The organism is Polyangiaceae bacterium, from assembly GCA_015075635.1.
In the GTDB taxonomy this organism is placed as follows: Bacteria; Myxococcota_A; Polyangia; order Polyangiales; family Polyangiaceae; genus JADJKB01.
Window position 1 is genome coordinate 108,845 of sequence record JABTUA010000002.1, and the last position, 14,959, is coordinate 123,803.

Genomic DNA, 14,959 nt, shown 5'->3' on the forward strand with positions numbered 1-14,959 from the left:
CCCGTGCTGGCCTTGCTGGGCATCACGGTCACGGCAGCCTGCGGTCCGACCGGCTGCGGAGGTGGTGGCGGGGGGACCGGTGGAGTTGCTGGCTCAGGAGGGCAGGCCGGCGCTGCTGGGTCGGGAGGCGTTGCGGGTGCGGCTGGCGCAGGTGGGCTGGGCGGCGCAGCCGGCGGCGGCGGCGTTGCAGGGTCTGTGACCGGTGGCTCCGGCGGCATCAACCCCGGCGACGGCGGTACTGGCGGCGCGCCAGACGCCTCGGTAGACGCACCCTCTGACGCCGCCGACAGCGGCCCTGTTTCGACAGTCTGCGGCGACGGCATCCGCGGCCTCGACGAAGAGTGCGACGACGGCAACGCGGCCAACGACGACGCTTGCACTACATCCTGCTTCGTCAACGACTTCCTCTCCGTCGCGCCGGCGGTCAACGACTCCGGCAAGCCCGCATCCGGTCGCTATCTCGGCGAAGGCCGGCATCCCGTTGCCGCCGACGCCGATGGCTTCGCCGTGGCTTACGTCGAGCCAGGCTTTGCCCCGCCGCGCATCGCGCTGAACGCCTTCGATCCGAAAGGCGTGCGCGTCGGTTCTCCGCTGCTGGTCAGCACGGGCACCAAGTCGACGCCGCTTCTCTTCAGCTCGCCGGTCGTGGCGGCGCTTCCCGGTGCGAAGTACGCAATGGCGTGGACGGATTTCGACGGAGATGGCGATTCGCTTGGCGTCGCGATCCGGTTGGTCGAGCCTCCCAACGCACCATCGGGCGAGCCCGCCCATGCCAACAAGACGACAGTGTTCTCACAGTCGGACCCGGATGTGCTCTGGACCGGGACGGAGCTCGTGGTCGCTTGGGTCGACGACTCCGATGCGGTGAAGGGCCCCGACCTGCGCTACCGGGCCTTTGACGCCGCGCTCAATCCCAAGTCGACAAGTGACCAAACGCTCGCCGACTCCGCGAACGCAGAAGCCAACGTGGCGCTCGGCATGTTCGGCTCGACCTGGGCGGCTGCCTGGCGCGCGACCACCAGCACCGGCTCGGAGACCCTCGAAGCGAAGTCCGGTACCACGACCTGGTCAGTTGGCCCGCACGCGCCGCCTGGAACCGAGGACAAGCCGGCGCTGGCGGAGCTCGACGCGTCGACGCTCCTCGTTGTCTTCACGGTTGGCGATGCTGGATCCGGTGCCGGCTCGAAGCTGCGCGGTGCGCTGCTGGGCTCGACCGTGCCCGGTACCACGGCGTCGATCGCGCTGGACACTGGCGCCACCGCTGCGCAGAGCCACCCGAACGCGGTGCGCGTCGGCTCGCGCATCTTCCTCTCATGGCGCGAAGCCGCTGCGTCCGGTGATCCGAAGGCCGAGGAGCTCTGGCTTCGCGAAGTGCTATGGAACGGCTCGACGATCACGTTGGGCACGCCTCTGCGCTTGCCCAGGTGGGACACACACACGCCGGGGGACCAGCGATTCCCCGCGCTCGCCGCCAGCCCCCTCGCGCCCGAGGGCGCGCTGGTGACCGCGTGGGACGACTACGGTCTCGTCTTCGGCAAGGATGAAGGCGCGCCCGACGTCGTCGTCGAGCTCATCCCAGTCCCCATCGTGCGGAAGAACCCCTTGCTCGATGCGGGGTCAGGATGAGCCGACGAACTGGTGTCGCGAGCCGCATCGCGCTCGTCACGGCGGCGGTCCTCGGCGCGTGCGTGGCGCTCACGACCGGTCCGGACGCCCGCGCGAGCTCGCCCGAGAAGTCACCGCCCGCTGCGGAATCCGCGGACGAGGCTTCGACCGAGGCTCAGGCGGAGTCCGAGCTGCCCGTCGCGGAATCGTCAAAGCGCCAGAGCTCACAGCCGGCGGTTCGGAACAAGAGCGAGGCCAAGGTCAGCGCCAAGCCCGTCACCGCCGTGGACGTGTCCTCGACACCGGTGGCACCCGCGATACCAGCGGCATCCTTGCCGAGCGGCGCCGACAAGAGTGGCGTCACGAGCCAAGCCATCTCGCTCCCCAGCACCAGCGGGAGCATCCAGGGCATGGGCGAGAGCTTCTCCGCCCAGCTCTCGACGGGCATCGCCACGTTCAGCGTACCTTTCTCGCTGCCCTCGGCGCGCGGCGCGGCTCAGCCATCGCTCGGCCTCTCGTACAGCTCGAGCGCGGGGTTCGGCGCGGCGGGCGTCGGCTGGGATCTTCCCGTGCCGTTCATCGCGCGGCAAACGGATCGCGGAACCCCCAAGTACAACGATGGGACGGGTTGGCACCCAGAGCGAGACCGCTTGGTGTTCAACGGTGGGCAGGAGCTGATTCCGATTTGCACCGTCGGTCACGCGACGCTCGGGTGCGCGGGCAAGCTCCAGGCAGGCGAGGAGCTCCCGGCGTGGGCTACCGGGTGGGAGTACTACCGTCCTCGCGTTGAAGGGTCGTTCCTCCGATTCTTCTGGAACGGCAGCAGTACGTGGCGCGTGCAGAGCAAGACCGGCGTCACGATGGAGCTTGGCGTTCCACTGAACGAGACCACGTATACAGCCGGGCTCGAGCGCAACCCCGATGCTTTAGCCGAGATCTATCGCTGGCACCTCGTCCGGCAGTACGACACTCATGGCGACGCCAATCCCAAGAACGTCGTGGTGTATCGCTACACCCAAAATTCCGGCCGCGCCTACCTGACGGACATCTACGACACGACGCCGAAGGCGAACCCAACCACGACCACCTTCGCCGATTTCGCGCATCACACGCACCTCGTCTGGCAAGTCCGCCCCGATCCGACGTTCTCGTTCCGCCCCGGTTGGCGCATCGACCAGCGCTGGCGTCTCGCGACGGTGGAGGTCGCCAGCAAGACCTTCGACAATGCCGGTGGATTCAAGCGCGTCCGCAAGTATCACCTGACCTACAACGACTCGTTCCACGTCTCGCTGCTCGAGAAGGTCGAGGTCGAGGGCCGCTGCGCAGGCAGTGAGGCGTCTGCGCCTGGCGAGGGCGCCGCGCAAGCATGCGCGAAGCTGCCACCGATGACGTTCGAGTACACGCACGTCAAGCCGCAGCCCGGGAAGCTTGGATTCGAAGACTTTGTGGAGAAGCAGCTCTCCCTCGGTTCGAGCCCGAAGTACTCCCTCGACGAGGCGCTCACTGACCTGTTCGACGTCAACTCGGACGCGTTGCCGGACGTGGTGGTCACGGCACCGGCCCTATTCAGCGGCAAGCACGGCCTTTTCGTCAGCGGCGCTGCCGGCGCGACGACGAACCCGCTCGGCTTGGGGTTCAGCGCGACGACGATTGCGCTCGATCCTGCCGGAATCCCTGCGGGCACGGACGAGAACATACTCAAGCTCTCGAACACGAACGTCTCGGTGTTCGATCTGGACGGCGACGGGCGCGCGAACCTCGTGCACATGCCGATCGCCAAGAAGTACGAGGTGCTGGCGCCGGAGCTCGTGAACGGCGCGTGGCAATGGAAGGGCCGGTCGATCAGTACGGCGTCCGCGCAGGACGTGAAGATCGACTTCACGAACGAAAGCTCGAAGATCCGGGTCTTCGACGTCGATTCCGACGGCCTCGTGGACGTCGTCGTCACGACCGGCACCCAGATGCAGACGTTCTTCGCCCTTGGACGCTACCCGTCGCAGGACGGCCAGTTCGGCAAAGGCACGCGCACTGGGCCGGAAAGCGCCACGGCATCGAACGATCCGGTGACCTCCTGTCTCCCGTGGAGCGCAACGCCGATCCAGTTCAGCGATCCGGATGTCTTCCTCGGCGACATGAACGGGGACGGCATCACCGACATCGTGCGGGTGCGCGCCGGGGAGATCCGGTACTGGCCGGGGCGTGGGAACGGGTTCTGGGGAACGGGAATTCGCAACAACTGCCCCTCCGGGACGTTCGGTCAAGACCGGCACATCGCCATGACGTCGAGCCCAAACTTCGGGGTCGTCGGCGACGGCAAGCTCCTGCTCGACGACGTGAACGGCGACGGGCTCTCGGATCTGGTCGAGGTCCGGTTCAACGCCGTGGACGTCTACCTGAACGTGAACGGCGAGTCCTGGACCGACCGGCACATCCTCTACAACACGCCGCCCAAGCCCGCCGCGACGGACCGCGTGCGCTTGGTGGACGTCGACGGCTCGGGCACCCGGGACATCCTCTGGGGTGACGGCTATGACTACAAGTACATCGACCTGGCGGGCGGCGTGCGCCCGTGGCTGCTGGCCAAGGTCCAGAACGGGCTCGGAAAGACGACTGCGGTCGAGTATTCGACCTCGACGGCCGAGATGCTCGCGGCCGAGGCGACTCCGGCGACGTGGGCTACGCGCATGCCGACCGTGGCGCACGTCGTCAAGAAGGTGACGGAGCAAGACGGGCTCGGCGGCGCGTACGTGACCGAGTACACCTACGGAGACCCGGGTTTCGATGGGCAGCAGCGGGAATTCCGGGGCTTCGCGCGCGCGTCGGCCCGCCGCCTAGGCGACGTGAACAGCCCGACCGACGTGACGGACTCGCGCTTCTTGCTGGGCGAGTGCCTGGACGAAACGCCCACCAACGCAACTCCCGAGTGCAGCCTGCCCGAACGGTGGCGAGACAATCCCCGCGAAGCACTGAAGGGCCTGCCATGGCTGACCGAGCGCCGCGACGAGAGCGGGCGCTATCTGCAGACCGAATCGAACCGGTACGTGCTGCGCGAGCTCTACAAGGGGCTGGACGGGCGGGTCGTTCGACACGCCCACGTGGCGGAGACCAGCCAGACCCTCTACGACACCGCCCAGCCCACCACCGCGTCCACGCTGACCTCCGTGAACGCCGTGACGCTGGAGGTCAATGGCACCACCACGGACGACACCGCCGTGAACGTTCCGACTCGAGCGGCCTCGGGCTTGGCTCGGACACGCTCGACCTTTGTCGTGGATGGATTCGGCAACCGGACGCTCGCAAAGGCCTTCGGGTGCGAGAGCGGGGATGCGTGTCTGGCGGCAGACGAGGAGATCTGGCAGCACACTCTCGCAGTGCTGCCGCCGGGAGATCCGACGAAGTGGAATTGGCGCACGAGTCGGACCTTCGTGACCGGCAAGAACCACGGCATGACGGAGTGGAAGGACACACGGAACACGTATGACGCGAACGGAGATCTCATCTACGTCCATGCCCAGCTCGCTGGGTCCTTGGGCGTGGACCGTTCGGTCGCCGGTTCAGTGCCAACAGGTCTCTCCACGGACGGCCTCAAGCTCATCGCCAACAAGACCTACGACCAGTTCGGAAACGTCACCGACGACGTTGCGCCCGTCGGCGGCGGGCAGACCGAGCGTTGCCGGCAGATCTCCTACGACACTGCCTTTGCCGACCTGCCGGTCACCGAGACCATCTTCCGCGGCGGCTGCGGCACCGCCCCGCTGACGACGCAGGCCGACTTCGACCGCGGACTCGAGCTCGCCTCAGAGGTGAGGGACTGGAACGCGCAACCCGCGAGGATGACCTACGACCACTTCGGGCGCCTGACGGCGCTCACCCGCCCGCTGCCGGGGGGCGGCGCGGGCACAGTCGAGACCGTCAAGCTGGCCTATTTCCTGCCGCCCGATCTGAACAAGCCCTACTCGGCGATCCACTCCATGACTCAGGACGGCGGCGGGCCTGCGGAGGCGAAGTACCTCGAGTCGGTCTCGTTCGTGGATGGGATGGGCCGTACGCGCGCGACGTTGAAGGAAGCCGACCAGGCCGCTGGCGATGGCGGCAACTGGGTCGCGGGCGGGTTCGTGGACTTCGACTCGAAGGGTGCGCTTCGCAGGAAGTACCTCGAAGTCTTCTACACCGGAGCTTGGCAGTCCTTCGACGTGAGCGTTGCCCCGAGCACACCCTATGGCCGCCAGCGCTACGACGCCTTCGGCCGGCAGCTCCAGACCTTTGACATTGACGGCACGGTCACGCTTCAGAGCGTCTACCACGCGCTGAGCACCGACCTCTTCGACGCGGCCGACATCCTTCCAGGGCCACACCAGGGCACGCCGGCCACGGAACGCCGCGACGGACACGGCCGCGCCGCGGTCGCGATCGAACGCTTCCGCGAAAACGGCTCGATCATCGCGCGCGAGACCCGCACGACCTACCTGCCGACCGGCGAGCCCGAGGTCATCGAGCGGGTGCGCGCCGGCACGAACGACAAGGTCGTGCGCTGGATGCGCTACGACACCCTCGGGCGCATGGTGCTCAACGTCGAGCCCCACACCACGGTCGGGTTCACGGCCGACCCGACGGCAAACCCCGACGTCGGACAGGGCGTCAAGGCGTGGCGGTACGCGTACAACGATCAGGGCGAGCTCCGCGCGACCAGTGACGCGCGAGGGTGCGGCTCGAGCTTCTTCTATGATGGTGCCGGGCGCCTGGCCGGCGAGGATTACGCGCCTTGCGTCGCGGGCCAGCATGAGGCCTACAGCGCGCCCACCGTCTCCACTCTGACCGGGCTCGAGGTCATCTACCTCTATGACGGCGCACCAGCGACTCCGGTCACCGGGCTAGAACCGCCCGCAGGCTTCTCGACCGGGTTCTCGGTCGGTCGCCCCGTCGCCGTGTTCGATCGAGGTTCGGCGGTCTGGAGTCGGTATGACGGCGTGGGCCGGAAGATTGAAGAAGCCGTCCGGGTCACGCGACCGAACATGACAGGGCCACTCGCAGGCCGATACGCGCCCCGGTGGTACTACAAGACTGTCGCGTTCGACGCCGCGGACCGCGAGGTCAAGGCCAGCACGGGCGCCACCGTCGCGGACCTGCTCGGGACGAACGGCGAGAGCGCGGTCGAGACGACCTACACGAACCGTGGCGCTGTCGGCGGCGTGGCCGGGAGCTACGGCTCGCTGGTGAACAAGGTTCACCGAACAGCCGACGGGCTCATCGAGTCGATCGAGTACGGGGATATCGCGAAGACCACCACCGACTTCTTCTTCGACAATCGCCGGCGCCTCAAGAACGTTCAAACCTACCGCGGTCCTCCACCCCAGTGGTCGGCGTTGCCCGCGGTCATCCAGCCCGCGCCGATCTCGGGCTCACTGCCGACCTTCCAGCTCCTGCTGCAGGACGAGGATTTCGCATACGACTCGGTCAACAATCCCGTCGAGATCCGCGACTGGCGCATCGCCGACGAGTGGCCCGCCGGCGCGAAGCCCGTCACGCGCAAGGTCCAGTACGACGACCTGAACCGCGTGCGGCGTGTGGACTACCAGTACGCGGCCGGCGACGACACGTGGACCTCGCCGTTCGAGGCGGAGAACAGCGGCACCGCCGCCCTCCTGGATCCGCGCCGCGCAACGCCGAGCCCGCACTCGTCGTTTGCCAAGCGCCCGCTCTGGCAAGCGTTCGAATACGACTGGCTCGGCAACACGTCCAAGACCGACGACGACGTTGGCGGCTTCTACGACCGCTCGCTCGGTTCGATCACCAACAACCTGACGAACGGCAAGCCGTACCAGCTCGCAGCCGCCAGCAACAAGAGTGGCACTTCTACGCACAAGGGCGAGCTCAGCGCGAAGTATGACGCTGCTGGGCATCTCGTCCGCCTAGCTCTCGAGCGCACCGGGCCGTGCCTGCCAACCCCCGGCGGCTGCAATCAGATCTTCGAGTACCAGTGGGACGAGGTCGGCCGCCTCGCCGAGGCCGCGCGCTGGGACCTGCCCACGGGCACGGCGCCGCCGGCCGACGGCATCCCGACGGGTGCGGTGCTCGGGGCGAAGCTGCGTCACGCCTACGACGCAGGCGACGAGCGTGTCCTGAAGACGGCGATTGATTCGAGCGGCGCGGAGCGCCACACGGTTTACGTGTTCGGCTCGCTGGAGCTGCGGAGGGCGGCGTACGGGGTCTTCGGAAGTGTCGATGACGCCGACTACGAGCTCTCGAAGACGACCGAGGTCCCGTACCTCTTCGCGAACGGCGTCCGGCTCGCGCGCGTCGCGTGGGAAGACCTCGACGTCCCGAGCATCGGGCAGTCACATCTCCACGTCCTCTTCGAGCTCGGCGACCACCTCGGCTCGACGAGCGTGGTGCTCGACCGGGCAACGAGCGAGCTCGTCGAGAAGAGTACGTTCCAGGCTTACGGCGCGGCGGAGAGCGACTACAGGCCGCCGCGGTGGGCGGGGTTCAGGGAGGACTATCGGTTCACAGGGAAAGAGGAAGATGTCGAGGTCGGCCTGCAGTACTTCGGCAAGAGGTACTACGCGCCGCTCTTGAACCGGTGGGTGAGTGCGGATCCGCTCGGAATACACGCACCCGGACGGGCTGACCTCAATCTGTACGCCTACGTTCGTGGCCAAGCGCTGAAAGCGACTGACCCGCGTGGACTTGACTGTGGAGGAGGTTCTCACCCGGACTGCGATCCCAGTCGCCAAACGACAATCGACGACGTGACGATCGAGGGCGCGCCTGCACCATTTGACCAGTCGGATGAACAGCTCAGCTCAAACGCGGAAATGCTGGAGGCGTTTCGAGCGATGGAGGCGGGCGACAAGGAGCGGGCAGCAGACATCTTGTTCGGTCGCAGCGCAGCTCCGCCGCCCAAACCCGAGCCAGACATGGCCGCTGCGTTCGCCAACGGTGCACTCAGCATCGCCACGTTCGATTGGGCACATGAAGAGCCGCGACTTCCAAGCAAGCCACTTCTCGGCGGTTCGGCTGCGGACGTCGAGTACGGTTCAACTCTTGGCTTGTTTGCCCTTGGTTCAGTAGGAGACGCCCTCGCGTTGAGTGGCGCAACGGTTCAAGCGTTTCGCTCTGTCCAAACAAGGTCGTTCTTTACAGTGCAGGGTGAGGGCGATGCGTCGCGATTGCTCGCAGGAGGGACCCCGTGGCCCTCTGGCATGAGCCGAGCGAACCTGGGCGAAGGCCTGTACACGTGGGGGGCGAGGGGCCAAGCCGAGGCGTACAAAGCAGCGCTGGAAGCCCGTGGAGCGACCGGATTAAGGATCATGGAGGGGAGGATGAGCGCCGTCGAATACCGCAGACTGCGTACCCTTGACCTGCGGAGGCTCGACGACGCGGCAGTAGAGGAGTGGATGGCGACCCACTCGCAGTATGGTGAAGGACTGCCACACCCCTTCCAGCACGTAATCCGTGAGACCGGAAATTTCGGCTCGGAGCACTACTTCTCCGCGGACGTGTTCTCAAGCTTCAAGTTCTAGGTGTCTCCGGGAGAGAAACCACGTGTACTTCAGATTGCGAAAGACTCGGGGAGGGATCACTGCGTTTGCGGGTGTTGCGATTGAGACGGACGCGAACGTCCCCTCAGGCGTGGACCTTAACGCGCTTGAGGAACCGACTCGGATACGGTTCGAGAAAGCACTGAACGCCGGAGTGGGACACGCCCTTGCGGAACACGAGCGGCGAGGTGGTTCGGCGCCAAGCGTCCGGGTAACCGCTCTGGACGAAACGGTGTCGGACACCAAGGACGACGCGGTCCGCTGTGCCGCAGCTATCGCAACGTGGCAGGCGCTCGGATACGCTGAGTCAGACGCTGACCTCCGGTTCGAGAACGGCGAGTGGACCGTGACTTTTCTCGGCGAGGCGAGTGCCGAGTGAGCCTTCCCGGTGGGCTTCGGTTGCTTCGTGCGTGCACACCCCGATGCACACCCACCTTTCGAAACGGGACGGAACGCCCAGGCACGCGTGGTCACGTAACCTCGCGGATTTGTAACGGGTCGACACGGCCCGTCACCCTCTTCGGCTCCTTGCCAAGGTGGACGTCGAGGGTTCAAATCCCTTCTCCCGCTCCGAAAGATCGAGTGCGAATTCCGCCGGTTGGGCCCTGAAGCTCAGCCGGCGTTTTTCCAAGCGACGCGAGCTGTTGCACTCCCGCTACCCGTTGCCGCGCACGTGCTTCCATACCTCGCCGCTGTCGATGGCTGCGGCCAGCGCGTGGATGAAGTCTGCAGGAGTCCTGTCGAGCAGGTCGGACTTGCGGCGTGCGTGGACGTTGAACGCGGCGAAGGGCTGGACGAGGTGCTGGATGTACAACGAGCCATCTGGCATCACCCACGCGCGGGTGACGCAGCGCCCGCGGTGGGCCTTGAAGATCTGAAGCCCGCCCGGCGGCAGGGCGAGCTTCTTGGCCAGGGCGCGCGCAAACCCGAGCGCGCGTCGTGCGGGCTCGGCAGCGCCGGCTCTCTCGAGGGCTTTGGCCCGCGCCTTCGTCCTCTCGAGCGCGTCGGATTGGGCGTAAGACCTCGCCGTCCCCCGTCGTGACGTGATCGGCCGGGTCGCGGAGACTCGGCGCATGGAAGATAAGCGCCAAGAGCTGCAGCGGGCGATCGCGACACTGGGCCCGCGAGGACGCGGTCGCGCGTATCCGCAGGAGTTGCTCGCGAAGTTGGTGTCGTACGCCGCCGAGCGGCGAGCGCAGGGCGCCACGCTGCTCGCGATCGGGGGCGAGATCGGCATCAGCTGGCGCTCGTTGTCTCGGTGGCTGGGGGAGCGAGCTGCCTCGTCGAGCGGGGGATTCCAGCCGGTGCGCGTGGTCCAACCCCGCGCGAGCGCGCTGGTGGTGCGCGGCCCGCACGGAATCGTCATCGAGGGGCTCGACATCGATGGCGTGGTCGAGCTCGTGCAGAGGCTCGACGAGTGATTGGCTCTGCGCGGCAGATCGCGGTCTACGCCTTCGGCGAGCCGGTCGACATGCGCAAGAGCTTCAACACGCTCTCAGCGCTGGTGGTGGCGCTCGGGAAGGACGTGCTCAGCGGACACTTCTTCCTCTTCGTGAGCCGGGATCGGAAGCGAGCGAAGGTGCTCTTCTTCGACGGCACCGGGCTCTGCCTTTTCGCAAAGCGCCTGGAAAAGGGCCGATTCGCGCCCGTGTACGAGCGGGCGAGCGATGGCGTCGTGCGCATGACACCGAGCGAGCTCGCGCTCTTCATCGAAGGCAGCGCTGCCGTCCGTGTCGAGCTCAGCCCGCCGCTGCTCACGCTCGCGGATCTGACTCCGCGCTGGCCGCAGAAGAAGACGACGGCCTGAAAGAAAAATCGATCGCGTGATGAATTTGTGGATCTGCGCTACGTCCAATGTGACGTGACGCTGGACGATATCGACGACATCGAGCTGCTCCGCAAGGCGGCGCTGTTGCTCCAAGAGGACAACAAGAAGCTGATGCGTCTGCTCGCCAAGCTGAAGAAGGAGCTGCACGCGCTCAAAGGCGGCGACCCCGAGCAGCTGAAGCTCCAGGTCGCGGACCTCGAGCAGCAGCTCGCGAAGCGGAATCACCTCCTCTTCGGCGACAAGAGCGAGAAACGCGGGCGCAGCGAGAAGTCGAGCGGCGAGAGACCCGCGCAGACTGGGCACGGCCCGCGCGCACAAGCGCTGCTGCCAGAGGTCGAGCAGATCCATGTGCTCGACGAGGCAGACAAGGTCTGCACGAAGTGCGGAGGTCAGCTCGATGCCTGGGAAGGACAATTCGAGGAGAGCGAAGAGGTCGACGTCGTCGAGCTGAAGTACGTCCTGAAGAAGCACCGCCGGCAGAAGTATCGCTGTGGCTGCGGCGCCTGCATCGAGACTGCTCCCGGCCCGATCAAGCTCTTCCCGGGTGCGCGCTACTCGGTCGGCTTCGCAATCAACGTGGCGATCGCGAAGTACGCCGACCACCTGCCGCTCGAGCGACAGGTGAAGATGGCCGCGCGGCACGGGCTCGACGTCGACTCGCAGACGCTCTGGGACCAGATCAACGCGCTCGCTAAGGTGCTCGGTCCCACGTACACAGCTCTCTGCGCGTACGTGCTCAGTCAGCCGGTCATCGGCGCTGACGAAACGACCTGGCGCTTGATGGGCGCCAAGGGCAAGAAGAGCGGCGGCGACGCGAAGAAGTGGCAAGTCTGGACTGCCGCCGCGCCCGACGCGGTCTGCTACCAGATCCAAGACAGCCGCTCGACCGAGGCGGCGCGGAATCTGCTCGGCGACTACGCCGGCACCGTCGTGTGCGACGACTACAGCGCGTACAAATCGCTCCGCAAACGCGGCGGCAAGTATCAAATCGCGCACTGCTGGGCCCATGTGCGGCGAAAATTCCTCGAAGCCGAGGCGGAGCACCCAAGGGAATGCGGGGAGGTGCTCAACCTGATCGGGCAGCTCTACGAGATCGAGCGGCGAGCAGCGACGGAACCTCCCGAGCTCCGTGCGCACCTGCGTGCCGCAGAATCACGAGCCGTGGTGAAGAACATCGAGAAGTGGGCGCTCGGCGTCGAGGCATTGCCGGGCAGTGGACTGCGCAAGGCCGTCGAGTACATGGGCGGCATGTGGGATGGCGGCCTGCTGCGCTTCCTCGATGACCCCAATGTGCCCCTCGACAACAACGGCGCCGAGCGCTGCCTGCGCGGCGTCGTCGTCGGGCGGAAGAACCACTACGGCTCGCGCTCGCTGCGCGGCACCGAGGTCGCGTCCCTGCTCTACAGCTTGATTGAGAGCGCTAAACTAGCTGGCGTCGGCCCGCACACGTACCTCCGCGCCGCCACGAACGCTGCGCTACGCGACGGCTCCGTGCTCTTGCCGCACGAGCTCGTCTAGCTGGTCGCCGCGCAGCGGGGCGTGGTCCCCGAATCAAGCCGTCAAGACGGGGCGCGGCGAGGCGTTACGATTGGGCCTTCCGAACCCGAGCCTCGCGCTTCTTGCTGGCTACGAGCCTGGGAACGTCAGTCGGGATGTGAATGGGCATCGGTCACCTCATCGCGAGCGGCAGAGCCGCGTCCGGCGTTGCCACCTTGCCTGGTGAGGTAGGTTGGCCGGGCTTCGATGGGCCGGGTCCCTCTGCCCGTCTGGATGGATGAGGCAAGCCTAGCACCGGGTAGCGACGCAGGTGGTCGCAGGTGAAGGGTTCCTGGAGCGTACGGCGCACCGCCCTCGCCCACGTGGGTCCGCAGTCATCCACGAATGCGGATACGAGATTCCTCGACGATCCAGAGTTTGCCGGTTGGACAGTCGCCCTGACGCGCGCGACGGTGCGGAGCGTGGTGCTCGCGACGCGGGAGGGATCGAAGGGGACGCCAGGTTGGCGGCGGCGGGCTGACCTGACCTACTTCCCCCCGCGCTTCCCGTACATACGAGCGAGCTGCCGCGCGCGCTCCGCCAGCTCTTTGCGCAACGCCACGGGCTTCTTCACCTCGATGAGCGGGCCGTAACTCTGGAGCCACCCGCGCAAGTCGAGCGTGTTCGGCACCGTCGCGCGTAGGAGCTCGTGCTCGTCGCCCGCGGGGGTGAGCTCTTGGTCGGAGCTGAGCGGCGTCTCGTGCAGGGTGATGGCGACCTCGCGGGCCACCAGCGCCTCGAGCGCGATGGGATCGCCGTGCACGAAGCCGACCCCGCCGCGTGCCAGGAAGGCGTCGAGGTCGAAGCCCTTCGGCCGCCGCGCTGCCGTCTCCAGCAGCTCGGCCTGCGTCATTCGATGCAAGAGCACGTAGTGGGGATCGTCGTAGTCGAAGAACGTGCACACCAGCGCCAAGGTCCCGTCGCGCACCACCAACCCGAGCGGGTTCAGCTCGTATTTCTTGGCTTCGGGCGCGTGCCTGGGCCGGTAGTGCGCGCGCAGGCGGCGATCCTCGAGCAAGGCGCTGTAGACCACGTCCAGCACGCGGGGCGACACCTCGGGCGCCCGCATTGACAGGCCCCGCGGCAACACCCGCACCTTGCTGGGCCAGCGCGCGAGCTTCGCGTTCTCCGTGTTGCGGATCACCTCGCGCGCCCGAGCGAAGTAGGGGTCGAGGGTCCTGAGCGTGCTGCGCGGGAGCGTGTGGGTCAGATGGGCTTGCACGAGCTCGAAGGTCACCGCGGAGCCGAGGCCCATGCCCGGGATTTCGAGCAAGGGCACGTCACCGTCCCAGCTCCAGCCGTAGGGCTTGGAGCGCTCGTCGCAATGGAGGTTGGGAAACCGCGCAGCGAGGTGCTTCAGGTCGCGCTGAAGGCTGCGCGGCGTGACCTCGATGCCCTCCGTGTCGAGCTGGCGCTTGAGCGCTCCGGTGTCGGCGCGGCGCGGCCGGCGGGGGATGAGCCGGAGCAAGGTCCACAGCCGGTGGACCGTCTCTGCTTCAGGACCAGGACGCGGCATTCGCGAACGATACCCCGGTTGTTGGCCAGCCGGTCATCGTTCGCGGGGTGCGACGCAAGCTGTCGCAGGTTGGGCCGCGTGTCAAGGCAACGCGCCCTGCGCCCGCACGACACCGCGTCCCAAGTCCGCCAGCAGATCTCCGTTGCCGAGGAGCTTCTCGGCGCCGCGGGTGCCGAGCACGACCAGGGAGTCCGTGGCCTGACTCGACCGACCCGGCGGCGATCGAGCGGAGAAGGACCGACTTCCCGCTGCCCGTCGTGCCGCCGATCAGGAGGTGGCACGAAGTCGGCTCCGACAGGTCCGCCCGCAGGGGCTCACCGTCCACGTTTTCGCCGAGGACGAAGCGCCCAGGTCGAGCGGCGAGCCAGTCTCGACAGGCATCGAGCATGGGTGACAGCCTCACCGCACGCAGCAGCTTGCGCTGCGCGTCGATCACGCGGCGGGAGCCCTCTGGTCCGTAGCTCGCGGCGATCCCGTGGTCGGCCTCCAAGTGATGCAGCACGTCGGCGCTGGCGCGGTCGAGCTCCTTGATGGCCGCAGATCGCCTCGAGCGCGTGCGGGAGCGCGTCAAGCAGATACGGGTCAGCGTTCGACGTGCTTCGCCACGCGCAGCACGAGCGCGCGGAATGACTCGCCACCGCCCTCGTGCCAGGCCCAAGCGTAGGGCTTGCTCGTGTCATTGCAGTGCAAAGGCAGGCGCGACGACAGCCGCTCGAGGTCCCGCTGGATGGTGCGTCGAGTCACGCTGATCCCGTGGTCCTTCAACCTGCGTGCCAGCGTCGCAGTGTCCACGGCGCGTAGGAGTTTCCATCTGTCAAAACCCACCGAGTCCAAGATACGCGGCGGCGGAGCTCGGGTCGAGTGCTGCCCGCGAACCCTCGCGCGGCGGGCGTCCGACGCAGCTCGGCAGAGATTCTCCGCGTCGCCGGCTGC

At 67.0% G+C, this 14,959-nt stretch carries 10 protein-coding genes and 1 riboswitch; of the genes, 6 read left to right on the top strand and 4 right to left on the bottom strand.

Features of this window, described 5'->3' with window-relative positions; all coding sequences use genetic code 11:
* Positions 1-3 precede the first annotated feature (3 nt).
* From HS104_16800 to HS104_16810, 3 genes are read left to right on the top strand one after another with little or no spacing between them, the layout of a single operon-like run.
* On the top strand, positions 4-1,626 hold the full coding sequence (locus tag HS104_16800; protein ID MBE7481626.1) for a hypothetical protein: 1,623 nt from the start codon (positions 4-6) through the stop codon (positions 1,624-1,626).
* A complete protein-coding gene (locus HS104_16805; protein MBE7481627.1) occupies positions 1,623-9,128 on the top strand; it encodes a hypothetical protein in 7,506 nt (2,501 codons plus the stop codon). Before HS104_16800 ends, HS104_16805 begins: the two co-directional genes overlap by 4 nt.
* Before the next feature lie 22 nt (positions 9,129-9,150).
* The gene (locus tag HS104_16810) at positions 9,151-9,525 is read left to right on the top strand and encodes a hypothetical protein (protein MBE7481628.1); all 375 of its coding nucleotides are present in this window, start codon (positions 9,151-9,153) and stop codon (positions 9,523-9,525) included.
* 276 nt (positions 9,526-9,801) lie between these two features.
* Here HS104_16810 and HS104_16815 read toward each other — a convergent pair whose 3' ends face one another.
* Entirely contained in the window at positions 9,802-10,221 is a 420-nt protein-coding gene (locus tag HS104_16815) for a hypothetical protein (GenBank protein MBE7481629.1), read from the bottom strand.
* Between the two features lie 79 nt (positions 10,222-10,300).
* On the opposite strand from HS104_16815, the gene HS104_16820 reads away from it, so the two are divergent.
* The 3 genes from HS104_16820 to HS104_16830 are packed head-to-tail and all read left to right on the top strand — an operon-like array spanning position 10,301 to position 12,492.
* Positions 10,301-10,567 (top strand): hypothetical protein, encoded by a 267-nt coding sequence (locus HS104_16820; protein ID MBE7481630.1) that lies wholly within the window; start codon positions 10,301-10,303, stop codon positions 10,565-10,567.
* 50 nt (positions 10,568-10,617) lie between these two features.
* Complete coding sequence (gene tnpB, locus HS104_16825; protein ID MBE7481631.1) at positions 10,618-10,953, top strand: IS66 family insertion sequence element accessory protein TnpB; 336 nt, start codon at positions 10,618-10,620, stop codon at positions 10,951-10,953.
* A gap of 54 nt (positions 10,954-11,007) precedes the next feature.
* Positions 11,008-12,492: an IS66 family transposase gene (locus tag HS104_16830; protein ID MBE7481632.1), complete on the top strand. Its 1,485-nt coding sequence runs from the start codon at positions 11,008-11,010 to the stop codon at positions 12,490-12,492.
* Positions 12,493-12,645: 153 nt separating this feature from the next.
* A riboswitch (SAM riboswitch) is annotated at positions 12,646-12,755 on the bottom strand.
* 242 nt (positions 12,756-12,997) lie between these two features.
* Here the strand turns inward: HS104_16830 and HS104_16835 are convergent.
* The 3 genes from HS104_16835 to HS104_16845 all read right to left on the bottom strand — a co-directional run bounded on the left by HS104_16835 (position 12,998) and on the right by HS104_16845 (position 14,818).
* Positions 12,998-14,026, bottom strand: coding sequence for a WYL domain-containing protein (locus tag HS104_16835; protein ID MBE7481633.1), 1,029 nt, complete (start codon positions 14,024-14,026; stop codon positions 12,998-13,000).
* A complete protein-coding gene (locus HS104_16840) occupies positions 14,007-14,414 on the bottom strand; it encodes a hypothetical protein (protein MBE7481634.1) in 408 nt (135 codons plus the stop codon). Before HS104_16840 ends, HS104_16835 begins: the two co-directional genes overlap by 20 nt.
* A 194-nt stretch (positions 14,415-14,608) precedes the next feature.
* Positions 14,609-14,818, bottom strand: coding sequence for a hypothetical protein (locus tag HS104_16845; GenBank protein MBE7481635.1), 210 nt, complete (start codon positions 14,816-14,818; stop codon positions 14,609-14,611).
* Between the last annotated feature and the right edge of the window lie 141 nt (positions 14,819-14,959).

Bases quoted from the DNA above. Each gene is read 5' to 3' on its own strand.
- HS104_16805 (MBE7481627.1), top strand. From the start codon at position 1,623: ATGAGCCGACGAACTGGTGTCGCGAGCCGCATCGCGCTCGTCACGGCG.
- HS104_16835 (MBE7481633.1), bottom strand. From the start codon at position 14,026: ATGCCGCGTCCTGGTCCTGAAGCAGAGACGGTCCACCGGCTGTGGACC.
- tnpB (MBE7481631.1), top strand. From the start codon at position 10,618: ATGCGCAAGAGCTTCAACACGCTCTCAGCGCTGGTGGTGGCGCTCGGG.
- HS104_16840 (MBE7481634.1), bottom strand. From the start codon at position 14,414: ATGCTCGATGCCTGTCGAGACTGGCTCGCCGCTCGACCTGGGCGCTTC.
- HS104_16815 (MBE7481629.1), bottom strand. From the start codon at position 10,221: ATGCGCCGAGTCTCCGCGACCCGGCCGATCACGTCACGACGGGGGACG.